The 24,646-nt window shown below is 72.6% G+C and carries 22 protein-coding genes and 1 pseudogene; 8 read left to right on the top strand and 15 right to left on the bottom strand.

Annotated features, from left to right (window positions below; genetic code table 11):
• The first annotated feature begins 54 nt into the window (after nt 1–54).
• Nucleotides 55–624 carry an RNA 2',3'-cyclic phosphodiesterase gene (gene thpR / locus B4K29_RS15105; RefSeq protein WP_286968000.1) on the top strand — a complete coding sequence of 190 codons (570 nt, stop codon included), beginning with the start codon at nt 55–57 and terminating at the stop codon, nt 622–624.
• A 107-nt stretch (nt 625–731) separates the two neighbouring features.
• Nucleotides 732–1,481, top strand: coding sequence for an aminoglycoside adenylyltransferase domain-containing protein (locus B4K29_RS15100; protein WP_286967998.1), 750 nt, complete (start codon nt 732–734; stop codon nt 1,479–1,481).
• 378 nt (nt 1,482–1,859) lie between these two features.
• On the opposite strand, the gene ilvC is transcribed toward B4K29_RS15100, so the two are convergent.
• From ilvC to B4K29_RS15085, 3 genes are read right to left on the bottom strand one after another with little or no spacing between them, the layout of a single operon-like run.
• Nucleotides 1,860–2,969, bottom strand: a complete 1,110-nt coding sequence (gene ilvC, locus B4K29_RS15095) for a ketol-acid reductoisomerase (protein ID WP_286967996.1) — start codon at nt 2,967–2,969, stop codon at nt 1,860–1,862.
• A 15-nt stretch (nt 2,970–2,984) separates the two neighbouring features.
• The gene (ilvN, locus tag B4K29_RS15090) at nt 2,985–3,494 is read right to left on the bottom strand and encodes an acetolactate synthase small subunit (protein ID WP_019287842.1); all 510 of its coding nucleotides are present in this window, start codon (nt 3,492–3,494) and stop codon (nt 2,985–2,987) included.
• A complete protein-coding gene (locus B4K29_RS15085; protein WP_376786847.1) occupies nt 3,491–5,338 on the bottom strand; it encodes an acetolactate synthase large subunit in 1,848 nt (615 codons plus the stop codon). The genes ilvN and B4K29_RS15085 overlap by 4 nt, the downstream gene beginning before the upstream one ends.
• Before the next feature lie 326 nt (nt 5,339–5,664).
• On the opposite strand from B4K29_RS15085, the gene B4K29_RS15080 reads away from it, so the two are divergent.
• A complete protein-coding gene (locus tag B4K29_RS15080) occupies nt 5,665–6,903 on the top strand; it encodes a PQQ-dependent sugar dehydrogenase (RefSeq protein WP_286967994.1) in 1,239 nt (412 codons plus the stop codon).
• A gap of 86 nt (nt 6,904–6,989) precedes the next feature.
• On the opposite strand, the gene B4K29_RS15075 is transcribed toward B4K29_RS15080, so the two are convergent.
• The 5 genes from B4K29_RS15075 to B4K29_RS15055 all read right to left on the bottom strand — a co-directional run bounded on the left by B4K29_RS15075 (nt 6,990) and on the right by B4K29_RS15055 (nt 13,932).
• The gene (locus B4K29_RS15075) at nt 6,990–7,823 is read right to left on the bottom strand and encodes a sugar nucleotide-binding protein (RefSeq protein WP_029212220.1); all 834 of its coding nucleotides are present in this window, start codon (nt 7,821–7,823) and stop codon (nt 6,990–6,992) included.
• A gap of 5 nt (nt 7,824–7,828) precedes the next feature.
• On the bottom strand, nt 7,829–8,344 hold the full coding sequence (locus B4K29_RS15070; RefSeq protein ID WP_029212221.1) for a SixA phosphatase family protein: 516 nt from the start codon (nt 8,342–8,344) through the stop codon (nt 7,829–7,831).
• A 10-nt stretch (nt 8,345–8,354) separates the two neighbouring features.
• On the bottom strand, nt 8,355–10,721 hold the full coding sequence (locus tag B4K29_RS15065; protein WP_029212222.1) for a glycoside hydrolase family 65 protein: 2,367 nt from the start codon (nt 10,719–10,721) through the stop codon (nt 8,355–8,357).
• Between the two features lie 152 nt (nt 10,722–10,873).
• Nucleotides 10,874–13,294 carry a YhgE/Pip domain-containing protein gene (locus tag B4K29_RS15060; protein ID WP_286967990.1) on the bottom strand — a complete coding sequence of 807 codons (2,421 nt, stop codon included), beginning with the start codon at nt 13,292–13,294 and terminating at the stop codon, nt 10,874–10,876.
• 17 nt (nt 13,295–13,311) lie between these two features.
• Nucleotides 13,312–13,932: an ABC transporter ATP-binding protein gene (locus tag B4K29_RS15055; protein ID WP_286958911.1), complete on the bottom strand. Its 621-nt coding sequence runs from the start codon at nt 13,930–13,932 to the stop codon at nt 13,312–13,314.
• A 132-nt stretch (nt 13,933–14,064) separates the two neighbouring features.
• Here B4K29_RS15055 and B4K29_RS15050 point away from each other — a divergent pair, with 132 nt between their 5' ends.
• Nucleotides 14,065–14,718 (top strand): TetR/AcrR family transcriptional regulator, encoded by a 654-nt coding sequence (locus tag B4K29_RS15050; RefSeq protein WP_154593469.1) that lies wholly within the window; start codon nt 14,065–14,067, stop codon nt 14,716–14,718.
• Nucleotides 14,719–14,740: 22 nt separating this feature from the next.
• Here B4K29_RS15050 and B4K29_RS15045 read toward each other — a convergent pair whose 3' ends face one another.
• The 4 genes from B4K29_RS15045 to B4K29_RS15030 are packed head-to-tail and all read right to left on the bottom strand — an operon-like array spanning nt 14,741 to nt 17,411.
• Nucleotides 14,741–15,043 carry a GNAT family N-acetyltransferase gene (locus B4K29_RS15045; protein WP_286967988.1) on the bottom strand — a complete coding sequence of 101 codons (303 nt, stop codon included), beginning with the start codon at nt 15,041–15,043 and terminating at the stop codon, nt 14,741–14,743.
• A gap of 12 nt (nt 15,044–15,055) precedes the next feature.
• Nucleotides 15,056–15,985, bottom strand: coding sequence for a 2-hydroxyacid dehydrogenase (locus tag B4K29_RS15040; protein WP_286967986.1), 930 nt, complete (start codon nt 15,983–15,985; stop codon nt 15,056–15,058).
• A 34-nt stretch (nt 15,986–16,019) separates the two neighbouring features.
• Nucleotides 16,020–16,313: a MoaD/ThiS family protein gene (locus B4K29_RS15035; RefSeq protein ID WP_019287854.1), complete on the bottom strand. Its 294-nt coding sequence runs from the start codon at nt 16,311–16,313 to the stop codon at nt 16,020–16,022.
• Between the two features lie 3 nt (nt 16,314–16,316).
• Nucleotides 16,317–17,411: a WD40/YVTN/BNR-like repeat-containing protein gene (locus B4K29_RS15030; RefSeq protein ID WP_286967985.1), complete on the bottom strand. Its 1,095-nt coding sequence runs from the start codon at nt 17,409–17,411 to the stop codon at nt 16,317–16,319.
• 129 nt (nt 17,412–17,540) lie between these two features.
• Between B4K29_RS15030 and B4K29_RS15025 the strand changes: the two genes are divergently transcribed.
• The 4 genes and pseudogenes from B4K29_RS15025 to B4K29_RS15010 all read left to right on the top strand — a co-directional run bounded on the left by B4K29_RS15025 (nt 17,541) and on the right by B4K29_RS15010 (nt 20,934).
• Entirely contained in the window at nt 17,541–18,152 is a 612-nt protein-coding gene (locus tag B4K29_RS15025; protein ID WP_019287856.1) for a DUF937 domain-containing protein, read from the top strand.
• Nucleotides 18,153–18,165: 13 nt separating this feature from the next.
• On the top strand, nt 18,166–19,398 hold the full coding sequence (locus tag B4K29_RS15020; protein WP_376786848.1) for an amidohydrolase: 1,233 nt from the start codon (nt 18,166–18,168) through the stop codon (nt 19,396–19,398).
• Between the two features lie 5 nt (nt 19,399–19,403).
• Nucleotides 19,404–20,171: pseudogene (locus tag B4K29_RS15015) on the top strand (MFS transporter); the annotation flags it as partial.
• A gap of 208 nt (nt 20,172–20,379) precedes the next feature.
• The gene (locus B4K29_RS15010) at nt 20,380–20,934 is read left to right on the top strand and encodes an MFS transporter (RefSeq protein WP_286967983.1); all 555 of its coding nucleotides are present in this window, start codon (nt 20,380–20,382) and stop codon (nt 20,932–20,934) included.
• 153 nt (nt 20,935–21,087) lie between these two features.
• On the opposite strand, the gene gatB is transcribed toward B4K29_RS15010, so the two are convergent.
• The 3 genes from gatB to gatC are packed head-to-tail and all read right to left on the bottom strand — an operon-like array spanning nt 21,088 to nt 24,443.
• Nucleotides 21,088–22,596, bottom strand: coding sequence for an Asp-tRNA(Asn)/Glu-tRNA(Gln) amidotransferase subunit GatB (gene gatB / locus B4K29_RS15005; RefSeq protein WP_286967981.1), 1,509 nt, complete (start codon nt 22,594–22,596; stop codon nt 21,088–21,090).
• Nucleotides 22,597–22,599: 3 nt separating this feature from the next.
• Complete coding sequence (gene gatA / locus B4K29_RS15000; protein WP_286967980.1) at nt 22,600–24,141, bottom strand: Asp-tRNA(Asn)/Glu-tRNA(Gln) amidotransferase subunit GatA; 1,542 nt, start codon at nt 24,139–24,141, stop codon at nt 22,600–22,602.
• 5 nt (nt 24,142–24,146) lie between these two features.
• Entirely contained in the window at nt 24,147–24,443 is a 297-nt protein-coding gene (gatC, locus tag B4K29_RS14995; RefSeq protein WP_029212234.1) for an Asp-tRNA(Asn)/Glu-tRNA(Gln) amidotransferase subunit GatC, read from the bottom strand.
• Nucleotides 24,444–24,646: the final 203 nt, after the last annotated feature.

Below are 24,646 nucleotides of genomic sequence, written 5' to 3'. Positions count from 1 at the left end.
AAACGGGCATCCCGCAGTGATGCCTCGGGGAAGGTCCGCTGGCATGCTGGGGCGATGCCCCGTGGACGCCGGATGTTCCTCGCCGTGACCCCGCCCGAGGAGGTGCTCGTCGACCTCGAGACCTTCCTCGAGCCCCGCGTGGACGCCGACCCCGACCTGCGGTGGGCGCGGCCCGAGCAGTGGCACCTGACGCTGGCGTTCCTGCCGTCCGTCTCCCCGCTGTCGCTGGGGCGGCTCGCGGAGCGGCTGGACGAGCTGAGCCTGCAGACAGAGCCGATCGACCTGCGGCTGACCGGCGGCGGGGCCTTCCCCGGCACCGCCGACGCGCGGGTCCTGTGGCTGGGCGTCGACGACCCCCTCGAAGGCCTGGACCCCCTGGCGCGGCGCTGCCGCTCGTCCGCCAACGCCGCGGGGACGCAGGTCGAGGGCGGCCCCTTCCGCGCCCACCTCACCCTGGCCCGGCTGGGGATGGCGCGTGACGTCCGCCGGTGGCTGCAGGTCCTCGACACGTATGCCGGGCCGACGTGGACCGTGGACACCGTCTCGCTGGTCGAGTCGCACCTCGGGCAGGGTCCCGGCGGACGCCCTCGCTACGTCGAGCACGGGTCCTTTCCCTTCGCCTGACGCAGGACCCCGCTCCCGAGGCTCCCCCGCCGAGTGGTCACTTCCCCACACCTCGTGGGGGCTTCTCGATGGGGTTAAGTCGGCTGGACCGTGATGGAGTGGGCCGTATGACGACCTCCTGGCAGCCTCTGGCCGACCGCGTCCTGTCGGCGCTGCGCGAACAGGTCGGCGACGACCTGCTCGGCGTCTACGTCCACGGCTCCGCGGCGCTCGGCGGGTTCGTCCCGGGGCACAGCGACCTGGACGTGCTGGCGGTCGTGAGCGACGTCGAGAGCGCCGCGACCGACGAGCGCGACTGGACGGCCGTCGGGGCCGCCGTCTCGACCGTCGGTGACGAACGGATGCCGTTGGAGCTCAGCGTGATCCACCGCTCGTTGGCCGAGTCACCGCACGGTCCGTGGGAGTTCGCGGTGCACGTGACGGTCTCCGGTGGGGCGCATCGCGACTCGCGGGTCGTGCTCGACCGTGGCGACGGCGACCCCGACCTGCTCCTCCACCTCGCCGTGGCGCGTGCCGCCGGCATCGCCCTGCACGGCCCGGCCCCCGCCGAGCTGCTCGGCGAGGTCGACCCGGACGAGGTGCTGGCCCAGCTCGTCGACGAGCTGACCTGGGGCGTGGAGAACGCCGACGAGGCCTATGCCGTCCTCAACGCCTGTCGGGCGCTGAGGTTCGCCGAGACCGGCGAGCTGGTCAGCAAGCTCGACGGCGGCGAGTGGCTGCTGGAGCGGCGCCCCGAGCACGAGGTCGTCGTGCGGCGGGCGCTCGACGCGCAGCGGGCCGGCACCCGGCTCGAGGGCACGACCATGGCCGGTCGCGCCCTCGTGCAGGACGTCCTCGACGACCTCCTCTGGGCCTGACCTACCTCAGGTAGTCACGTCCGCCCGCCTTGGCACGCCAGGTCGATGTGACCGAGCCGGGCTGATGTGACCAAGCCGGGCGGATCCTGGCGTCGCAGGCCGGGGTCGCGTCGGTTGCGCGTTGCAGCGACCGTATGACGTCGTGGCGCACGTGGTCGCCTGCAGCAGGGGTCCGACGCCGCAGCACGCCACCCGCACATGACGGCGGGCGGTTCGGCATACGACCGAGGGCGCCCCACCCGCGATGGGTGAAGCGCCCTCGGCAAGGCGGAGAACAGAGGGAGCGGAATTGAGCTGCTCCGGATCCCGCAGATCCGCCTAGGTGCGACACATCCGCCTGGCGTGCGAAGGCGGGCGGATGTGACTACCTGAGGTAGGTCAGCGGGCGGCGGAGCCCTCGACGTAGTCCGAGTCGGTGTCCTTGACCCAGCTCATCAGGCCGCGGAGCTTGCGCCCGGTGGCCTCGATCGGGTGCTGGGCGCCCTGCTCGCGCAGGCGCGTGAACTCCGGTGCGCCGGCGTCCTGGTCGTCGATGAAGCGCTTGGCGAAGGTGCCGTCCTGGATGTCCGCGAGGACGGCCTTCATGTTGTCCTTGACCTCCGGGGAGATGACGCGCGGCCCCGAGACGTAGTCGCCGAACTCCGCCGTGTCCGAGATGGACCAGCGCTGCTTGGCGATGCCGCCCTCGATCATCAGGTCGACGATGAGCTTGAGCTCGTGCAGGCACTCGAAGTACGCGACCTCGGGCTGGTAGCCCGCCTCGGTGAGCGTCTCGAAGCCGTACATGACCAGCTGCGAGGCGCCGCCGCAGAGCACGGCCTGCTCGCCGAACAGGTCGGTCTCGGTCTCCTCGGTGAAGGTCGTCTTGATGCCGCCGGCCCGCAGACCGCCGATCGCCTTGGCGTAGGACTTCGCGAGCTCCCAGGCCTGGCCGGAGGGGTCCTGCTCGACGGCGACGATCACGGGGACGCCGCGGCCGTCGGTGTACTCGCGGCGCACGAGGTGGCCGGGGCCCTTGGGGGCGACCATGAGCACGTCGGAGCCAGCCTCGGGCACGATGTAGTCGAAGCGGATGTTGAAGCCGTGGCCGAAGACCAGCGCCGTGCCCTCGTTGAGGTTGGGCTGGATCTCCTCGGCGTAGACGGTGCGCTGCACCTGGTCGGGCGTGAGGATGACGACGACGTCGGCCTCCTTGACGGCCTCGGCGACGGTGAGGACGCGCAGGCCCTCGGCCTCGGCCTTGGCGCGGCTCTTGGAGCCCTCGGCCAGGCCGACGCGCACGTCGACGCCCGAGTCGCGCAGGTTGAGCGCGTGGGCGTGACCCTGCGAGCCGTAGCCGATGACGGCGACCTTGCGCCCCTGGATCAGGGACAGGTCGGCGTCGTCGTCGTAGAACATCTCAGCAGCCATGGGCTGGTCTCCTTCGTGGGTGGTCGTGCGTCTATCTAACGGGGATGGGCCGTATGCCGAGACCGGGCGTCTCGGCATACGGCCGATGGACGGTCAGCCGCGGTTGCTGCGGTCGGTGATGGAGCGGGAGCCGCGACCGATGGCGACGAGGCCGGACTGCACCAGCTCCTTGACGCCGAAGGGCTCCAGGGTGCGCAGCAGCGCCTCGAGCTTGAGGACGTTGCCGGTGGCCTCGACGACGATCGTGTCGGGCCCGACGTCGACGACCTTGGCGCGGAACATCTCGACGACCTCCATCACCTGGCCGCGGTGGGCCGCGTCGGCCCGGACCTTGACCAGGATGATGTGCCGCTGGACCGACTGGTCGGCCTGGAGCTCGACGACCTTGAGCACCTCGACGAGCTTGTTGAGCTGCTTGGTCACCTGCTCGAGCGGGAGCACGTCGACGTCGACGCGGATCGTCATGCGCGAGATCTCGGGGTGCTCGGTCTCGCCGACGGCGAGCGCCTCGATGTTGTAGCCGCGGCGCGAGAACAGCGCGGCGATGCGGGTGAGGACGCCGGGCTTGTTCTCCACGAGCACGGACAGGGTGTGCTTGCTCACTCGTCATCACTCCAATTCGGGGCCATGCCCTTGGCGATCTGGATCTCGTCGTTGCTCACGCCGGCGGGGACCATGGGCCACACCATCGCGTCGCGGCTCACCACGAAGTCGACCACGACGGGCCGGTCGTTGATCGCCATCGCGGCCTGGATCGTCTCGTCGATCTTGGCGGGGTCGTCGCAGCGCAGCCCGACGCAGCCGTAGGCCTCGGCGAGCTTGACGAAGTCCGGGATCCGGATCTGGTCGTGGGAGGTGTGCAGGTCGGTGTTGGAGTAGCGCTCGTTGTAGAAGAGCGTCTGCCACTGGCGCACCATGCCGAGGCTCGAGTTGTTGATGATCGCGACCTTGATCGGGATGTCGTTGACGACGCAGGTGGCCAGCTCCTGGTTGGTCATCTGGAAGCACCCGTCGCCGTCGATCGCCCACACGACGCGGTCCGGGTCGCCGGCCTTGGCGCCCATGGCCGCGGGCACGGAGTAGCCCATCGTCCCGGCACCACCGGAGTTGAGCCACTGCCGCGGCCGCTCGTAGCGGATGAACTGCGAGCTCCACATCTGGTGCTGGCCGACGCCGGCGCAGTAGATCGCGTCGGGCCCGACGATCTCGCCGAGCCGCTCGATGACGGCCTGCGGGGCGATCGTCGTCTCGTCGTCGTGGACGTAGCCGACGGGGTAGGTCGCCTTCCAGCCCGTGGCGGTGGCGACCCACTCGGCGTAGTCGGCGACGTCGCCCGCGGCCTGGTCGGCCTTGATGGTGTCGATGAGGTCGCGGATGACCTCCTTGGCGTCGCCCACGATCGGCACGTCGGCGACGCGGTTCTTGCCGATCTCGGCGGGGTCGATGTCGGCGTGGATGACCGCCGCGCCCGGCGCGAAGGTCGACAGCTGGCCGGTGACCCGGTCGTCGAAGCGCGCGCCGAGGGTGATCAGCAGGTCGGCCTTCTGCAGGCCGGTGACCGCGGCCACCGAGCCGTGCATGCCGGGCATGCCCAGGTGCAGGGGGTGCGAGTCGGGGAAGGCGCCGCGGGCCATCAGCGTCGTGACGAGGGGGATGCCGGTGAGCTCCACCAGGCGGCGCAGGTCCTCGTGCGCCTCGGCGCGGATCACGCCGCCCCCGACGTAGAAGATCGGCCGGCGCGAGCTGCGCATGAGGCGCGCGGCCTCGCGGATCTGCTTGTGGTGCGGCCGGGTCACCGGGTGGTAGCCCGGCAGCTCGAAGGTCGGCGGCCAGGAGAAGGTGGTGCTCGCCTGGAGCGCGTCCTTGGTGATGTCGACGAGGACCGGACCGGGGCGGCCGGTGCTGGCGATGTGGAAGGCCTCGGCCAGCGCCTGCGGGATCTTGGCCGGGTCGGTCACGAGGTAGTTGTGCTTGGTGATCGGCATCGAGATGCCGCGGATGTCGGCCTCCTGGAAGGCGTCGGTGCCGATCGAGGCGCTGCCGACCTGGCCCGTGATCGCGACCATCGGGACGGAGTCCATGTGGGCGTCCAGCAGCGGGGTCACGAGGTTGGTGGCACCGGGACCGCTGGTGGCCATGCACACGCCGACCTTGCCGGTGGCGGAGGCGTAGCCCTGGGCGGCGTGCCCCGCGCCCTGCTCGTGGCGCACCAGGACGTGGCGCACCGAGCTCGAGTCCATGAGCGGGTCGTAGGCGGGAAGGATCGCTCCGCCGGGAATGCCGAAGACGGTGTCTACCTCGAGCGCCTCCAGGGCGAGGACGAGGCTCTGCGCGCCCGTGACCTGGACCGGCGTCCGGTGCCGCACGCTGGCGGCGACGCTGGAGGGGTTGGGGGCGGGCGAGCCCGGCCGGGCGGGCGTGGCAGCGGTCGACGTGGTGTCGGTCACTGTGTCTCACCACTTTCGGATGACATCGTCGTCGGGTCGGCGGGTGCCGACCCTGTGCGGGCCCGGTCCGGCGATCGTGCGTGCCGGTCGGACGTGCTCATGAAAAAACCCCTGACCCGGGGAGCCGGGACGCAGGGGTGGCGCGCTGTCAGGAGATCGACGGCGCGCTAGGGAAGTACGAGGATTCGGGCCACGGGTCAACAGTCCCCCAGCGAAGGCCCCGCGTCAAAGGGGGCACGCGCCAATCTCGCGATGTGGGCAGCTTGTCCCACGTCACGGACGTCGGCGGGGTGGCCGGGTCCGGGGCGTCCCCGCAGACTGGTCGTATGCCGAAGCCCCGCCGCCTCGCCCTGCCGCTGCTCTCCGGGCTGACCGCCGGACTGCTCGCCGTCACGGCGTGCACCGGCTCGCCGCCGTCACCGTCGTCGACGCCCTCGTCAGCGTCCTCCCTGGCACCGTCGTCGCCAGCGACCTCCAGCGCGTCGACCGCCACGGCCTCGCCGGCGACGCCAGGCTCGGCGACGTCCGGCTCGGCGACGTCCGGCTCGGCGACCTCGGGCGCCACCACGCCCACCGCCACCAGCCCCGTCGAGGTGGCGACCGGGCTCGACGTGCCGTGGGGGCTGGCCTTCCTGCCCGACGGCTCCGCGCTGGTCACGCTCCGGGACGAGGGGCGGGTGCTCCGGGTCCGCGAGGGCGCCCAGCCGGTCGAGGTGGGCCGCGTCGACGGGGTCGAGGCCAACGGCGAGGGCGGCCTGCTCGGGATCGCCGTCTCGCGCGAGTTCGCCACGGACCGAAGGGTCTTCGTCTATCACACCACCGGCGAGGACAACCGGGTGGCCAGGCTCCGCCTGGAGGGCGACCGCCTGGTGCCGGAGCGCGTCATCCTGTCGGGCATCCCCTCGGGCGGGATCCACAACGGCGGCCGGATCAAGGTCGGCCCGGACGGGATGCTCTGGGTGCCGACCGGGGACGCCTCCGAGCGTGACCAGGCTCCGGACCCGTCCTCCCTCGGGGGCAAGATCCTGCGGGTCACCGCCGACGGCGCCCCCGCCCCCGGCAACCCGGACGCCTCGTCCCCGGTGTGGTCGCGCGGCCACCGCAACGTGCAGGGCCTGGCCTGGGACCGCGAGCAGCGGCTGTGGGCCACGGAGTTCGGGCAGAACACCTGGGACGAGCTCAACCTGATCGAGAAGGGCCGGGACTACGGCTGGCCGACGGTGGAGGGCCGTGGACAAGGCACCGCGGGGGGCGGCGACGCGCGCTACACGGACCCGCTGGTGGTCTGGAGCACCGACCAGGCCTCCCCCAGCGGGCTCGCCATCGGCGTCGACGGCGCGGCCTACGTCGCCGCCCTGATGGGCGAGCGGCTGTGGCGAGTCCCCTTGCAGGGCAGCACGACCGGTGAGCCTCAGGCGTTGCTGCAGGGGACCTACGGCCGGCTGCGGACGGTCGAGCGTGGCCCCGACGGGCGGCTGTGGATCATCACCAGCAACACCTTCCGCGGGGACGAGCGGGACGGCGACGACCGCATCGTGATCCTCCCCGCGTCGACCGGGCGCTGACCCCCGCCTCGACGGGACGCTGACCACCTGCGCGCGAGGCGAGCCACGACGGGCCCGTCAGCCGGAGCCCACCGCGACGGGGCCTGTCAGCCGGATCCCTCCGCGGCGAGCGCCTCGTCGACCGGACGGATCCTGGTGCGCAGCAGGGATGTCGCCAGGGTCGAGTCCAGACGCACGCAGGCCGGTCCGGGCGCGTCGCCGCGGGGCTGCGCCGGCAGCGACGCCGGGTCCAGCCCCTCGTGGCGCGCGACCACGAGACCGAGCTCGTGGCGGCTCAGCGCCTGCGGCCCGGCGACGTGCAGCAGGCCCGGCGCCGCGTCGGTCCTGACAGCCAGCTCCACCAGGGCGGCGGACAGGTCGAGGACGTGGACGGGACAACGGATCTCGTCCTCCCGGAGCGCCCCCTGCCCCGCCGCGACGGCGTGCACCAGGGCGTGGTGCTTGCTGCCGGCGCCGACGACCAGAGAGGTGCGGACGACCACCGCGTCGTCGAGCGCGGCGGCCACGGCGGCCTCGCAGGCGGCCTTCGCCGCGGCATACGGCGTGGTGGGGGCGGGCGGGACGGTCTCGTCCGACCAGGCCTCGCGGCTCGGCAGGACGAGGTCGCTGGACAGGGCGACCAGGCGCGCCCCGACCCGGCTGCAGGCGCGGACGACGTGGACCGTGCCGAGGGTCGTCGTGGCCCAGTCCTGCTGGTCGTATGCCGTGTGCACGACCGCGTCGGGGCGGACGGTCTCGAGGCAGCGGCGGACCTCGGCGCCGTCCCTCACGTCGAGCCGGACGCCGCCGGGGCCGTCGCCGCCCGGACCGTCGCCGCCCGGGTTGCGGGAGGCGGCGACCACGTCGTGGCCTGCGGCCCGCGCCACCCGCACGACGTGGCGGCCGACCCACCCCGTGCCGCCGGTCACGAGCAGCCGCACGTCGATCAGTCCTGGCGGACGACCACGTCGACGAGGTCGGCGGTGGCCGCCCCCACGCCGAGCCAGTCCCCCTCGACCTCGAAGCGGCACAGCGTGGTGGTCGGGAACCCGCGGTCGAGGGCCTCGGCCATGTCCCGCGGGCCGTCCTCGGAGGCGATGGTGTTGGCGAGGGCGGGGATGCCCGGGGCGTGCCCGAGCACGAGCACGGTTCGGGCCTCGTCGGGCAGGTGCGTCAACAGGGCGAGCAGCTCGTCGAGGCCGGCGTCGTAGACCTCGTCCGACAGGTCCACCGACGCCGCCTGCGCGCCTCCCTCGGTCGCCGCCTCCCAGGTCTGGCGCGTGCGCGTCGCGCTCGAGACGACCGCGAGGTCCAGCGCACCGACGTGCTCGGCGAGCCAGCGTCCCGCTGCGCTCGAGTCGTCGCGACCCCGGCTCGTGAGGGTGCGGGCGTGGTCGGAGCCCCCGCCGTGGGTGGCCTCGGAGTGACGCATCAGCAGCAGGGTGCGGGAGGTGTCCGTCATACGGCCATGATCACGCATCGGCGACGTCGCGGGGCGACCGGCCGACCGGCTGGCGCGGCGCGGACAGCAGCGGCTCGACCGAGCGCCGGGGCACGACGGCCGGCTCCTCGGGCGTGATCGTGACCTCCTCGCCGTAGAGGACGACGTCGAGGGAGTCGACGCCCGCCACGCTGACCGTGACCTCGTCGCCCGCGTGCACCTCGATGCGGGCGTCGCGCCACAGGAACCTGAAGCGATAGCCACGCAGCCCGTCGGGCAGCCGCGGGGACAGCTGGACGAGCGGGCCGTCCTCGCGCAGGCCGCCGAGACCCGCGGTGAGCGCCAGCCAGGCCCCGGCCAGGGAGGCCAGGTGCAGGCCCTGCTCGGTGTTGCCCTGCAGGTCGTGCAGGTCCACCTGGGCGGCCTCGCGCAGGTAGTCCAGACCCAGCCCGAGGTGGCCCGCCTGGATGCACACCACCGACTGGATCCCCGCCGAGAGGGAGGAGTCGCGGACCGTGCGGGCCTCGTAGTAGTCGAGGTCGCGGGCGATCTGCTCGTCGGTGAAGTCGTCCCCGCACCACCACAGGGCGTGGACGAGGTCGGCCTGCTTGACCACCTGGTGGCGATAGATCTGGACGTAGGGCGCGTGCTCCTGCACGGGATAGCGGTCGCCCCAGGACTCGAAGTCCCACTCGTCGTACTCCGTGAAGCTCTCGCACTGCGGGTGGACCCCGAGGTGCTCGTCGTAGAGGACGTGGACGGCCTCGGCCGCCCGGGACCAGTCCGCGAGCTCGTCGCTGCTGACGCCCAGCTCGCGCGCCCGGTCGGGATGACGTCCGCACGAGGCGACCGCAGCCCGCAGGTTGCGAGCCGCCATGAGGTTGGTGAAGACGTTGTCGTCGACGGCAGCGGTGTACTCGTCCGGGCCGGTGAGCCCGTAGAGGTGCCAGTGCCCCTGACGGTCGGTGTGCCCCAACGAGATCCAGAGCCGGGCCGTCTCGACCAGCACCTCGACGCCGTGGGCCCGCTCGAACTGCAGCTCGCCCCAGACGTGGCGGTAGAGGTCGAAGGCGCGGGCGATGTCGGCGTTGACGTGCATCGCCGCGGTCCCGGCCGGCCAGTAGCCCGAGGCCTCGTGCCCGTCGATCGTGCGCCACGGGAAGGACGCGCCCCGCAGCCCGAGCTGCTCCGCGCGCTCGCGGGCGGCGCCGATCGTCGAGGACCGCCAGCGGAGGAGGTTGTGGGCCGCGCGCGGGGCGATCATCGTCAGCGTCGGCACGACGAATCCCTCGATGTCCCAGAACGTGTGGCCGCTGTAGCCGCCACCGGTCAGCCCCTTGGCGCCGATCGGGGCGTCCTCGATCAGCGCGCTGGACTGGTAGACCTGGAAGAGGGCGTAGCGCAGGGCCTGCTGCAGCTCGTCGTCACCGTCGATCTCCAGGTGCACGTCGTCCCAGAACGCGTCGAGGTGCTCCCGGTTGCCCGCGACCAGCTGCTCCCACCCGAGGTCGTGCCCGACCGCCAGGTGGGCGCGGACGTGGTCACCGAGCACGCCGTCGGGGCGGTCCCCGTCGCGCACGTAGGCCAGCAGCTTGAGCATCGTCAGGCGCTCCCCCGCCTCGAGCTCGACGACCGTGGTGGTGCGGACGTGGTCCTCGTCGACGACGACCCGCGGGTGCACCCGCTCGACCCGGCCGTCCGCGCGCGTGACCGTCACCACGTGGTCGCAGCCGGACCCGACCTGCACTCCGCTGCGGATGGTCTCGTGGACGAGGACACCACCGTCCCCGCACTCGGTGCGGCGCAGGCCGCGATAGGGCTTGCGCAGCGCCGCGGCGACCTGCGGGTCGTCGTTGTCGATGATCGGCTCGGTGTCGTTGGCGGCGAGGTCGGACTGCACGACCAGGCGCACCGGCCCCTCGACCGCCTCGACCTCGTAGCGCACGGCCGCCAGCGAGCGCTCCACCAGCGACGTCAGCCGCCCTGTCGTGACCCGGACGCGCTCGCCCTCGGGTGCGCTCCAGTCCAGCTCGCGCACGAGGGTGCCGCTGCGCATGTCCAGCACCCGGCGGTGCTCGTGGACCGTGCCGGCCGTGATGTCCAGGGGTGCGTCGCCGACGAGCAGCCGGACCCGCATGCCGTCGGGGACGTTGATCAGGGCCTGGCCCTGGTCGGGGTCGCCGTACCCCTTCTCGGGGTAGGACAGGGGGAAGGTCTCGTGGACGCCGCTGACGAAGACCCCGGTCTCGAACGCCGGGTCGCCCTCCTCCAGCGCACCGCGCAGGCCGATGACGCCGTTGGAGACGGTCAGCAGCGCCTCGGTCAGCCCCAGGCGCTGCGGGTCGACGTCCTCCTCGACGAGGCACCACGGATCGATGGCGAACGGGCTGGCCGGCATGGGGGGCTCCTGCTGGGGGCTGAGGGGCGTGGGCTGAGGGGGCGAGCAGTGGGGTGCGGGTCGACCGGAGGTGGGTGGGTCCGGTCCTGGCTACAGCGTGCCGGACCCACCCGGAGTTCCGGGGGCTTGCCCCCGTCTCGCACCCGACCGGGTCAGAGCACCAGGTCCGGCTTGATCCTGGCCGGGGTCCAGATGCGGGCCCGGTGCGCCGCCCAGCCCGCGGCCACCAGGGCGACCCCGAGGTATGCCGCCAGCACGGCGACGTCGAGGGCGACGAAGGCCATGCGGCCGCCATACATCAGGTGACGCAGTCCGTCGATGGCGTAGGTCATGGGCAGGACGTGGTGCAGCGCCTGCAGGGGCCCGGGCAGGGTCTGCCAGGGGAAGGTCCCGCCCGCCGAGACGAGCTGCACGACCAGGAGCACGAGCCCGACGAACTTGCCGACCGCGCCGAACCGGGCGGTGAGCGCGTGCAGGATCGCGGCATACGTGATGGAGACGAAGGCCATGAACCCGATGGCCCACACGGGGTGCTCGACGTGGAAGCCCAGCCCCTCGAGGACCAGCCAGAAGAGCAGGAAGGACTGGCCCGCGGCGAGCAGCGCCGGCGTCATCCAGCCGCTCACCGCGACCCGCCAGGCCGGCTGCTGCGCGGCGAGAGCGCGGTTGGACAGGGCCTTGACCAGCAGGAACAGGACGTAGGCGCCGATCCAGAGGGCGAGGCTCACGAAGAACGGGGCGAGCCCGGCGCCATAGTTCGCGGCCTCGGCGGGGTTGCTCGCCTGGACGGCGAGCGGGTTGCCGACCGTCTGCGCGGCGGCCTCGCGCTGCTGCTGGGTGTAGGCGGGCACCTGCTTGACGCCCGCGGCCAGCTGGTCGTGCAGCGTCTGGGCGCCCTGCTGGGCCTTGGTCGCGCCGTCGCGGAGCTGCCCGGCGCCGGTGGCCAGCTGCTGAGCCCCCTCGACGGCCTTGGTCTCGCCCGTGGCCAGGGTGTGGGCGCCGGTGGCGAGGGTGCCGAGGCCGGAGCTCAGGCGCGTGGCGCCGTCGTCCAGCTTGGTGCTGCCCGCATGGGCCGCGGCGATCCCGTCGTGCAGCTGGGCGGAGCCGGCGGCGAGCGTGTCGGCACCGTCGGCGACCCGGCCGGCGCCGGTGGCCGCCTTGGTGGCTCCGGCCGACAGGGTGGTGGCACCCGTGGCGAGCCTGCCCGTCCCGGCCTGCAGCTCGCCCAGCTTGGCGGCGAGGGTGGCGCTGCCCGACGTGAGCTGGTCGGCACCGGCCGCGACCTGCTGGGACCCCTCGGCGAGGGTCGTGAGCTTGCCGGACGCGCTGGTCACGGTGGCCGAGGCTTCGTCGAGAGCCGAGTCGAGGGCCGCCAGGTCGCGGTCAGCGGTCGTGAGGCGGGTCTGCAGGGCGTCGTGGATGCGCTGCAGGCGCGCCCGGGCCGGATCGTCCTGAGGGAGAGCGTCGATCGCGGAGCCGAGGTCCTGCACCTGCTGGGTCAGTCCGTCGACCTGCTGCTGGACCTCGCCCTGGTGCTCCTTGCGGGCGCGGTCGATCTGCGCGGCCCCGTCCTTGGCGAGCCTGCCCGCCTCGGCGACCTTGGCGTTGCCGTCGGCGACCTGGTGGGCGCCGGCCGCGACCTTGGCCGCACCGGTGTGCAGAGTGTCCGCGCCGGCCTTGAGCTGCCCCGCTCCCGTGGAGGCAGCGGTGGCGCCGGACGCGAGCTGGCTCGCACCCTTGGCCAGCGCGGCGTTGCCGTCGGCGACCTGACGAGCGCCGGACGCCAGCTGGGCGGTCTGGCCGGGCAGGTCAGCGGTCTTGCTGTCCAGCGTCGCCAGCCCGTCGTCCAGCCGCCCGGCCCCGTCGGCGAGCGTGGCCGCCCCGGACCGGGCCGAGTCCGCCCCGGTGGCCAGGCGGTTCGCGCCGTCGCGGAGCTGGACGGCGCCGTCACGCAGCGAGCCGGCACCGGTGGACAACCGTCCTGCGCCGTCACCCAGCTGCCCCGCCCCGGTGGCGAGCTGTCCGGCCCCGTCGACGGCCTGCTGCATCTTGCCGTGGATCGTGCCGAACCCGTCCAGCAGCTGTGCCGCCGCCGTGGAGCTGACCTGAGAGGCGACCGACTTCGTGACCTCGGCGACCACGTTGTTGGAGATCGTGCGGGCCAGGTAACCGTTGGTGTCGTTGGTGTACTGCTCCAGGTGGGCCTGCCGCGGCGAGGTGGAGCCCGCCGACGCCAGGTCGGCCGAGAACCCCGCCGGGATGATCAGCGCGAAGTCGTAGTGCTCCTCGTCGACGCCCTTGACGGCGTCGGCCCGGGAGACGCGGTGCCAGTCGAAGGTCTTGCCGTCGACGAGGGTCTTGGCGACCTGGTCGCCCACCGCCATGCGCTCGCCCGAGGCCAGCGTGGTCCCGGCGTCCTCCACCACGACGGCGGCGGGGATGTCGCGCAGGTTGGCATAGGGGTCACGGTTCGCATAGAGGTACAGGCCAGCATACAGGCTCGGTATGACGAGCATGGCGGCGAGGGCGAGGCGGAGCAGCGGCCCGCTGGTCAGCCGTCGCAGCTCGGCCATGGCGAGACGATGGGCCCTCATGCGGACACCCCCAGCTCGTAGGTGCTCTCGAGGCCGAGGAGACGGACGCTCGAGTGGGTCGCCAGGACCACGACGACCAGACCCTGGTCCGCCAGCACCCGGGCGACGCCGTGCCAGGCGTGCGGGGAGCCGCCCCACCGGTCCGGGCTGGTCAGCACGACGGCGGTGACGTCCTCACGCTGCGCGGTGATCTCGGCCAGCCAGCGGACGTGCTCGGCCGGCTCGAGGGACTCCCACCGCTGCGCCGAGCGTTCCTCGGCGCCACGCTCACGAAGGAAGGCGCGGATGTCGGCTCGCCGGGACGGGAGGCCGGCGAGGGCCAGCTCCTCCCCCACGACGACCTCGATCGGCAGACCGGGCTCGGGCTCGGTCACGCCGGGGACGTCGACGAGGGCGACGCGACGGCGACGGACGTGCGGCTCGGGGTCGCCGTTGCAGGTGATGCTCCCGTCGTCGAGACGGACGCGACCGCCGAGGGCCAGCGCGAGGGTGGTGGCCGCAGGCCCCGGGTCACCGGCGACGACCGTCACCTCTCCCTTGCGGGCGGCCAGCGAGGTCGGCAGGAGCAACGGGCCGTGCGGCCCGTCGACGGCTGCTGCGTGGGCGATGAGCGCCATGACGCACTGCTCCTTGGTGCCCGGGATCGACCGGGCTCGGGTCGTCCTGCGGGGAGGACTGGGGACATCTTCTGATACACCAGCGTATCCGGGTTCATTCCCGTATTCAATTCATAGGTGTATCGTGAGGGCATGACCACTCGCAGTGATGCCCCGCCGCGGTCCGCACGTCGCGAGGCCACCCGTCAGCGGATCCTCGCCGCTGCGTCCCAGGCATTCGCGGAGCGGGGGTTCCACGGCACGAGCGTCGAGGACGTCTGCGACCGTGCGGGATTCACGCGCGGGGCGTTCTACTCCAACTTCGCGTCCCGAGACGAGCTGGTGGTCGAGCTCGTCGCGCAGCGCACCGCCCGGCTGCGTGACCGCGTCCGCGAGCTGTCGGAGGAGGACGACCTCACGCCACGCGAGCTGCTGCACGGGGTGCTGACCCTGTGGTCCGACCAGCCCGGCGAGCGCCAGCAGTGGTTGCTGCTGCAGACCGAGCTCATGCTGCACGCCATCCGCGACCCCGAGGCGGGGGCGGCCTGGCGCGAGGTCGTCGCCCGCGGCCATCAGGAGACGGCGGCCACGCTGGAGGGCTACCTGCGGCGGCACGGCATACGGCTGCCGGTCAGCAGCCTGGAGCTCGCCCGGTTGCTCTTCGCGGCCTTTCAGGGGGGCGCCCTGCAGCACCTGCTGGACCCGGCCCAGGTCGGCCCGGACGACCTCGAGAACCATCTGGTGGCGGTGCTGGAGGCGGCGCTGACCCGGGACGACGACACCGACGGCACGGCATCACCCGCCTGATCCACCCGGCTCGGCGGACCGGTCAGGCCCGCAGGTCGGCGTACTCCGGGTGCTTGTCGAGGTAGGCCGCCACGAAGGAGCAGAGCGGCCGCACGACCAGACCCCGAGCGCGCACGTCCCTGAGCAGCCCCTGGACGAGGGCCGAGCCGACCCCCTGCCCGCCGAAGGCGGGGTCCACCTCCGTGTGCGGCACGACGACCACCCCACTCCCACCGGCCTCGTCACCCTCGACGTAGGCGTCGGCGAAGCCCGCGAGCTCGCCGTCCAGCCGCACCTCGTAGCGGTGCCGGCTGTCCTCGCGGGTCACGGTGATGTGCTCAGCCATGCGGACAGTGTCTCACCGCGCGATCTCCACGACATTGTCGAAGGGCTCGCCCGACGCGATGTGGTGCAGCTGTCGGCGGACGAGATCGCTCGCGCGGCGCCAGAACCCGTGCGCCAGACCGCCGACGTGCGGCGCGATCAGGACCCCGGGGGTGGACCACAGCGGGTGACCGTCGGGCAGCGGCTCCGGGTCGACGACGTCCAGGGCGGCGCGCACGTGCCCCGACCGCGTCGCGGCGACGAGGGCGTCGGTGTCGACGACGCGCCCGCGGGCGACGTTGACCAGGAGCGCCCCCTCGCGCATCGAGGCCAGGAAGTCGGCGTCCACCAGCCGGTCGGTGGCGTCCGTGTGCGGGACGATGAGGATGATCACGTCCTGGCGCGGCACGAGGGCGTCGAGCTCGTCGATGCCGTGCACCCGCTCGACGAGGTCGTCCCCCGCGCGGGCCCGGCTCGCGACCACGGTGATCACGGGCTCGAACGGCTGCAGCCGGCGCACGATGGCCTGCCCGATGTCGCCGTAGCCGACCACGAGGACGCGCTGGTCGGCCAGCCCGGGCTCGAAGTGCTTGTCCTGCCAGTGCTGCCGGCGGTGGCCCTCGAGCATCCAGGGGACGCCACGCTGCGCCGCCAGGGTCAGCGTGAGGGCGAGCTCGGAGGTGCCGGCAGCGTGGACGCCGCGGGCGTTGAGCAGCGTCGCCCCGTCGGGGACGAAGGGGATGGCGTGCTCGTAGCCCGCCGACAGCAGCTGGAAGGCGCGCAGCCGCGGCAGCTCGGCGAGACGCTCGAAGCCGTCGGCGGACAGGGTGTAGGGCGCGACGACGAGCTCCACCTCGTCGGCCCGCGGGCAAGGACCCGTGAGGTCCCACGGGATCATCTCGATGCCGGGCACGGGGCCCACGCGGTCGATCCAGTCCTGGTCGGCAAGGGTCACGAGGGTCATGCCCTCACCGTATGTCGTGCCGCCCCAGGCTCGCTCACCCGCCCGAGACGGCGGACAGGACGATGACGGTGGCCCCGTCACGCAGCGTGGTGCGCGTGCCCGCGTCGCGCTTGACGTCGTGGCCGTCGACGAACGCGTTGACGTGCCGGCGCAGCTCACCCGTCTCGTCGCGGATCTTGCTCTCCACCAGCGGAAGTGGCGCGGGTGAGGAACGCAGCGCGTCCAGGGCGGCGGCGAGGTCGGCCCCGTCGGCGAGCTCGAGCGCCACCTCGGGCGGGGCGCCCACCATGGCCTGCAGCGGTGCCGGGAGGCGGATCAGGACGCGCACGGCTCAGTCCTCCACGGTGGCCGCACGCACGCAGAGCACGTCCGGCAGCTGGGTCGCCACCAGCGCGAATCCCTCACCCTCGTCGGCGGATCCGTAGACGTCGCCGTTGCGCGTCCCGACATACAGGCCCATCGGCGAGCCCTGGTCGGTGCCGGCCGCGTCCCGCAGGACGCAGGTGAAGGTCGGGTCCGGCAGGCCCGCGCTCTGCTCGCGCCAGGTGCGGCCGCCGTCGTCGGTGCGCTGCAGCTGGAGGCGTCGCTCGGGCGGGAAGCGCACCCCGTCGGACTCGACGGGGACGAGCCACGCCCGCCCCGCGTGCCCCGGCTGGGTCAGGACGGCGAAGCCGAAGTTGGTGGGCAGGCCCTCCTCGATCGAGGTCCAGGAGCGACCGTCGTCGTTGGAGCGGTAGACGCCCGGGTGGTTCTGGGCGTAGAGGACCTCGGGGTCGGCCCCGTCGCGGGCGACCTTGTGGACGCACTGGTTGAACTCCGGGTAGGGATCGGGGCCGTAGGAGTCCTTGATGCCGACGTTGGCGGCCGACCAGGTGTCGCCGCCGTCCTCGGTGCGATAGACGCCGCCCGTGCTCATCGCGACGACCATGCGGTCCGCGTCGGTGGGGTGCGGCAGGACGGTGTGGATCGCGCCGCCGCCGAAGCCCTCGCCCCAGTGCGGCCGGTGCGGGTGCTCCCACAGGCCACGGACGAGCTCGAAGGTGCGGCCCGCGTCGCTGCTGCGCCACAGCGCCTGCGGCTCGGTGCCCGCCCACACGACGTCCTCGTCGAGGGGGTCGGCCACGAGCTGCCACACCCGCTTGAGCGCGACGCCCGTGTCCTCGGGGAACCGGATGGCGTCCGGCGACTCCGGCTCGAAGGTCCGGCCGAGGTCGTGGGAGGCCCCGACATACGGCCCCCAGTGCCAGGAGTGGCTGCCGACCAGCAGGGTGGTCCGGCCCGCCCGCTGGTCGAAGGCGACGGACGGGACCTCCTGCATCGGCAGGAGGGGGCCCTGGACGTCCCAGGTGCGTCGGTCGTCGCCCCCCGCGCTGGTGGCGACGAAGAGGCCCTTGCGGGTGCCGATGGCGACGACGGTTCGTGTCATGACGCCATGTTCACACCGTTCACATCGATGCGCAAGAGGCAGCCGGCCCGCCCCGCGCGCAGACCGTGCCTGTCGTGCCTGTCGTAGGTTGGCGGTGAACCGATCGAACCCCAACCTCCAGGAGTCACCATGCCCGCCGTCGACGAGATCCTGCGCACCCTGCCCGTGGCCGACCTCGCCCGTCAGCTCGACGCCCGGCCCGAGGAGGTGCAGCACGCCGCCGCGGCGGTGCTCCCCGCCCTGCTCGGCGGCCTGCAGGCCAACGCGACCGACCCCGCCGGCGCCCGGTCCATCTCCGAGGCCCTCGGCCAGCACGACCCCCAGCTCGTCGACGGCCGCGTCGACCTCGGCGCCGTCGACACCCGCGACGGCGAGGCGATCGCCGCCCACATCTTCGGCGGCAACCAGGAGCGGGTCGCCCAGCAGCTCGGGGGCCTGCAGGGCGTCGGCGGGCCGCTCGTCCAGCGGCTCATCCCGATCCTCGCCCCGATCGTCATGTCCTGGCTCGCCAAGCAGGTCCTCGGCCAGGCGGGGGCGGGCGGCAGCCTCGGCCAGGCGCAGGGCGGCCCCGTGGGCGGCACCGTCCTCGACGACATCCTCGGGTCGGTGCTGGGTTCCGCGGCGGGCCAGACCGGGACCAGCCCCCGCGACGACGTCGACCGCCGCGAGGCGCAGGGCTTCGACACGGGCACGATCATCCGCGACGTGCTGGGTGGCCTGCTCGGCGGCGGACGTCGCTGAGGAGGCGGGCACCATGACGGACGACGACACCACCGGGGCCATCGCTCCGGCCACGGCAGCAGCCCGTGAGGTCCTGTCCGACCTCCCCCGCACCATGCGGTGGCAGGAGGACCTCTACCAGGACCTGCACCGCCACCCCGAGCTGTCCCTGCAGGAGACCCGCACCAACCGGATCATCGCCGACCGGCTGGCCCACTGGGGCTACGACGTCCTCGAGGTCGGGGGCGGCGTCGTGGGGGTGCTGCGCAACGGTGACGGACCGTGCGTGCTGTTCCGCGCCGACACGGACGCCCTGCCCGTCCAGGAGGACACGGGGCTCCCCTACTCCTCCACCGTCGACGGCGTGATGCACGCCTGCGGCCACGACCTGCACATCACCTGGGCGCTCGGTGCCGCGCAGCTCCTCGCCACCCACCAGGGCGCCTGGTCCGGCACCTACGTGGCGCTCTTCCAGCCGGCGGAGGAGACCGCCGAGGGAGCCCGCGCCATGGTCGACGCCGGGCTCGTGGACCGCGTGCCCCGACCGGACGTCGCCCTCGGCCAGCACGTCATACCCGCCCGCGCCGGTCTCGTCAGCTCGGCCTCGGGTCCGCGCCTGTCAGCAGCGGACTCGCTGCGGGTCACCGTCCACGGCACGGGATCGCACGGGTCGATGCCGCACCTCGGGGTCGACCCGGTGGTCGTCGCGGCGGCCATCGTCCTGCGCCTGCAGACGGTGGTGTCGAGGGAGATCGCGCCGGCGGACTTCGGTGTGGTGACCGTGGGTTCGCTGCAGGCCGGCGCCAAGAGCAATGTCATCCCCGATCGCGCCGTGCTGCTCCTCAACGTCCGCAGCTACGACGAGGCGGTGCGGGAGCGCATCCTGACCGCCGTGGAGCGGATCGTCCGCGGCGAGTGCGACGCGGGCGGCTGCCCCCGGCCCCCGACCATCGAGTACTACGACCAGTTCCCGCTCACGACCAACGACGTCGCCGTGACGGACGTGGTGAGCGCGGCCTTCGCGGAGCACTTCGGCCAGGATCGCGTCGCCGAGCTCGCCCCGCTGACCGGCAGCGAGGACTTCAGCATCGTGCCGGACGCGTTCGGGATCCCCTACACCTTCTGGACGATCGGCGGCTTCCCGGCGGACGCTCCTCCGATCCCCAACCACAACCCCCGGTTCGCCCCGGTGCTGCACCCCACCCTGGAGACCGGCACCGAGGCCGCCGTCACGGCGGTCCTCGCCCACCTCTCGACCGGCGGCTGAGCCGCATGCTCAGTCAACAGCCCCTCGACGACGTCGCCCGCCGCGCACCCACCGAGGCTCACGGCAACGACCGGCTGCTCGCGGGTCTGGTCCTCGCCGTCCTGACCTTCTGGTTGTTCGCCGGGTCCGCCGGGTCGGTCGCGCCGGCCATCATGCGCGACATCAACGGCCCGTATGTCGACGCCGCCCGCCGCACCTGGACCGATCCCCTGCTCGGCAACGACGCCATGAACCTCGCCGTCGCCCTCACGGCGCTCTTCTCCGGCATGTTCATCGTCGTGCTCGGCGGGGTGGCCGACCGGGTGGGCCGGTTCCGGGTGCTGCTGATCGGTCTGGTCCTCAGCGTCGTCGGGTCGGCCTGCCTGATCCTCGCCGCCGGCGCGCTCGCCGCACCGCTCATGCTCGTGGGGCGTGCGGTGCAGGGCCTGTCCGCCGCGTGCTCCCTCCCCACGACGCTGGGTCTGGTGCGCGCGTGCTGGGACGGGGCCGCCCGTCAGCGCGCGGTGTCGATGTGGTCGATCGCGTCGTTCGGCGGCTCCGGGCTCGCGTCCCTCGTGGGCGGGTTCACGGTCACCTACGTCGGGTGGCGCTGGATCTACGCCGTCTCGATCGTCGTGGCCGTGGCCGCAGCCCTGCTGCTGCGGGGCCAGGGCGAGTCCAAGGTGGCCTCGAGCACTCCCTTCCACCTGGACGTGCCGGGCATCGCGACCTTCGCGGCGTCGATGCTCTCGCTGATGGTCGTGACGACCTTCGGGGCCAAGATCGGCTGGGCGTCCCCGATCACGCTGGCCCTGGCCGCCGTCGCGATCGTCGGTCTGGTCCTCACCGTGGTGATCGAGGGCCGGGTCCGGCAGCCCTTCTTGGACCTGCGGCTCTTTCGCAACCGCATGTTCTCCGGCGCCACGCTGGCCAACTTCCTGCTCAACACGTCCATCGGCATGCTCATCGTCACCCAGCAGCTCCTTCCAGGTCGCCGGCGGCATGAAACCCCTGGACGCGGGCCTGCTGACGCTCGGCTACGCCGTCACCGTCATCGCGTTCATGCGCGTCGGCGAGCGGCTGCTGCGACGCTACGGCGCCAAGAAGCCGATGCTGTGGGGCACCGGGCTGCTCGTGCTGGCCGGCTGCGCGTTCCTGCCCACCAACCTGCTGCTCTCGCAGTACCGCCTGACGGCGATCCTCGGCTACACGCTGATGGGGCTGGGGCTGGCCTGCTTCGGCACACCCGCGACCGACGCCGCCCTCTCCAACCTGCCGGTCGAGCAGAGCGGGGCCGGGGCCGGGATCTACAAGATGGCGTCGTCCCTGGGCTCGGCCATCGGCACCGCCACCTCGCTCGCACTGTTCACCGCCGGGTCCAGCTCGCCCCCACGGGTGATCGGCTCGGTCCTCGTGCCGCTCGGTCGCCAGGACAACGTCGGCCTGCGCCAGGGCGCGGACGTCGCCCTGCTGTTCAACATCAGCCTGCTGCTGCTGTCGGCCGTGGTCATCTGGGTGGTCGTCCCCTCCCACGACCGCTCCACCCAGACGTCCTAGCCGTATGACGACGCCGGGGCCGCCCTCGCGTGAGGGCGGCCCCGGCGGCATACGGCAGGGTCAGGCAGATCAGCCTGACGTGGTCACATCAGCCGGCCTTGGTCACACCGGCCTGGCGTGCGAAGCCCAGCCGATGTGACTACCTGAGGTAGGTCACTGGCACTTGGCCATGATCAGCTCGCGGACCTTGCCGGCGTCGGCCTGGCCCTTCATGGCCTTCATGACCTGACCGATCAGGGCACCGGCGGCCTGGACCTTGCCGTCCTTGATCTTGGCGACGATGTCGGCGTTGCGGCCGAGCACCTCGTCCACGGCCGCCTCGAGCGCCGAGTCGTCCTGCACCAGCTCGAGACCGCGGGCGTCGGCCACCTCGCGGGGCGAGCCCTCGCCGGCCAGGACGCCGTCCATGACCTGACGGGCCATCGAGTCGTTGAGCCGACCGTCCCGGACCATCCCGTCCAGCTCGGCGACGTGCTCGGGCGTGACGCCCATGTCGGCGAGGTCGCGGACCTGGTCGTTGGCGCGGCGGGACACCTCGCCCATCCACCACTTGCGGGCGGCGGCGGGCGTGGCACCGGCGGCGACGGAGGCCTCGATCAGCTCGACGGCGCCGGCGTTGACGACGTCGCGCATCTCCAGGTCGGAGTAGCCCCACTCCCCCTGCAGCCGCTTGCGGCGCTGCCCGGGAGGCTCGGGCAGGGTGGCCCGCAGCTCCTCGACCCACTCGCGGCTCGGGGCGACGGGCACCAGGTCCGGCTCGGGGAAGTAGCGGTAGTCCTCGGCGTCGGACTTCTCGCGCCCGGACGTCGTGACGCCGGTGTCCTCGTGCCAGTGCCGGGTCTCCTGCAGGATCGACCCGCCGTCCGTGAGGATCGCGCCGTGCCGCGTCATCTCGTAGCGGACGGCCCGCTCGACCGAACGCAGCGAGTTGACGTTCTTGGTCTCGGTGCGGGTGCCGAGCTGGGTCGAGCCCTTGGGCATGAGCGACACGTTGGCGTCGCAGCGCATCGAGCCCTGCTCCATGCGGGCGTCGCTGACGTCGAGCGCACGCATCAGGTCACGGATCGCCGAGACATAGGCCTTGGCGACCTCCGGCATACGCTCCCCGGCCCCCAGGACCGGCCTGGTGACGATCTCGATCAGGGGGATCCCCGCGCGGTTGTAGTCCAGCAGCGAGTAGTCGGCGCCGTGGATGCGACCGGTCGCGCCGCCCATGTGCAGCGACTTGCCGGTGTCCTCCTCCATGTGCGCCCGTTCGATCTCGACCCGCCAGGTCGTGCCGTCCTCGAGCTCCACGTCCAGGTAGCCGTCGAACGCGATGGGCTCGTCGTACTGCGAGGTCTGGAAGTTCTTGGGCATGTCCGGGTAGAAGTAGTTCTTGCGCGCGAAGCGGCACCACTCGGCGATCTGGCAGTTGAGCGCCAGGCCGATGCGGATCGCGGACTCGACGCCCCTGGCGTTGACCACCGGCAGGGCTCCGGGCAGGCCGAGGCAGACCGGGCACACCTGGGTGTTGGGCTCGGCGCCGAACTCCGTGGCGCAGGAGCAGAACATCTTGGTCGCGGTGCTGAGCTCGACGTGGACCTCGAGGCCCATCACGGGGTCGAAGCGCTCGAGCACCTCGTCGTAGTCGAGGACGGGCTCGACGTGCGTGGTGGCCATGGGTCAGCCGTCCTTTCGGGTCTGGTCGGGGGTACCGGCGGCCAGCTCGGGCGCGTTGGCGAGAAGCGGCTCGCCCCAGGCCTTCTCCAGCTCGCGCTCGACGTAGGCCGCCACGCGGTACAGCCGGTCGTCGGCCATGGCCGGCGCGAGGACCTGCAGCCCCACGGGCAGGTCGTCCTCCGGCGCGAGCCCCACGGGCACCGACATGCCGGGGATGCCGGCGAGGTTGGCGGGGATGGTCGCGACGTCGTTGAGGTACATCGCCATCGGGTCGTCGAGCTTGTCCCCCAGGCGGAAGGCCGTGGTGGGCATCGTCGGCGAGATCAGCACGTCGCACTGCTCGAAGGCTGCCTCGAAGTCGCGCGCGATGAGGGTGCGGACCTTCTGCGCCTGGCCGTAGTAGGCCTCGTAGTAGCCGCTGGACAGGGCGTAGGTGCCGAGGATGATGCGGCGCTTGACCTCGTCGCCGAAGCCCGCCTCGCGGGACGCCGCCATGACCTGCTCGGCGCTCGGCGCCTCGACCCCGGTCGGCGTGACGCGCAGGCCGTAGCGCATGGCGTCGAACTTGGCCAGGTTGGAGGACGCCTCGCTCGGGAGGATGACGTAGTAGGCGCCGAGGGCGTAGTCGAAGTGCGGGCAGGAGACCTCGACGATCTCGGCGCCACCGGCGCGGAGCAGCTCGACGGTCTCGTCGAAGCGCTGCTGGACCCCGGCCTGGTAGCCCTCGCCGGTGAGCTCGCGGACGATGCCGATCCGCAGGCCGGACACGTCGCCGCTGCGGGCGGCCTCGACCACCGGGGGCACCGGCTGGTCGATGGACGTCGAGTCGCGGGGGTCGTGCCCGCCCATGAGCTCGTGCAGCAGGGCGGTGTCAAGGACGGTGCGGGCGCAGGGCCCCGCCTGGTCGAGGGACGAGGCGAGGGCGACGAGGCCGTAGCGGGACACCCCACCGTAGGTCGGCTTGGCGCCGACGGTGCCGGTCAGGGACGCGGGCTGGCGGATCGAGCCGCCGGTGTCGGTGCCGGTCGCCAGCGGCGCCTGGAAGGACGCGACGACGGCGCTGGAGCCGCCGCCGGAGCCGCCGGGGGTCCGCTCGAGGTCCCACGGGTTGTGCGAGGGGCCGTAGGCCGAGTGCTCGGTGGACGAGCCCATCGCGAACTCGTCCATGTTGGTCTTGCCGAGGATCGGCATGCGGGCAGCCTTGATCTTGGTGACCACCGTGGCGTCGTAGGGCGGGATCCAGCCCTCGAGCACCTTGGAGCCGCACGTGGTCGGCAGGCCCGTCGTGGTCATGACGTCCTTGACGGCGATCGGCACACCCGCGAGCGGGTGCAGCTGCTCGCCGGCGGCGCGGGCCTCGTCGACCTCGCGCGCGGTGGCGAGGGCGCCGTCGGCGTCGACGTGCAGGTAGGACCGGACGGCCCCGTCGACGGCGGCGATGCGGTCGAGGTGGGCCTGCGTCAGCTCGACGGAGGTGAAGTCACGCGCCGCGAGACCCTCGGCCATCTGGGCAGCGGTGAGTCGGGTGAGGTCGGTGGTCGGCATACGGATCAGTCCTCGCTCAGGATGCGCGGCACCTGGAACCGGTCGAGCTCCTGCGCCGGCGCACCGGACAGGGCCTGCTCGCGGGTCAGGCCGGGGCGGACCTCGTCGGGCCGGGTCACGTTGGTCAGGGGCATCGGGTGCGACATCGGCGGGATGTCGTCGGCGGCAACCTCGCCGACCTGGGCCACCGAGTCGAGGATGACGGCCAGCTCCCCGGCCATCGTGTCGAGCTCGGCGTCCGTCATCTCGATGCGCGCGAGATTGGCCAGGTGCGCGACCTGGTCGCGGGACAGGGAAGACATGCTCGCCAGTCTAGTGGCGCGCGCCCGGGCCCCTTGCCCACGCTCAGCCCTCCGCCGCGCGCCCCGCCACACAAAGAACGTGAGGGTTTGGTCCAACCTTCTTGGATGTTGAGTCCGGGGACATCTGAGACTGGCATGTCTCGGATCATGTGAGACACGTGGTTCGGGGCCTGTGGGGCGCTCGTTGCGCTATCCCTTGGGGA

The sequence above is a fragment of the Arsenicicoccus sp. UBA6765 genome (assembly GCF_002453335.1).
GTDB lineage: Bacteria > Actinomycetota > Actinomycetes > Actinomycetales > Dermatophilaceae > Arsenicicoccus > Arsenicicoccus bolidensis.
The sequence above is the reverse complement of the archived record's forward strand: the minus strand, read 5'-3'. Positions and strand labels throughout refer to the sequence as shown.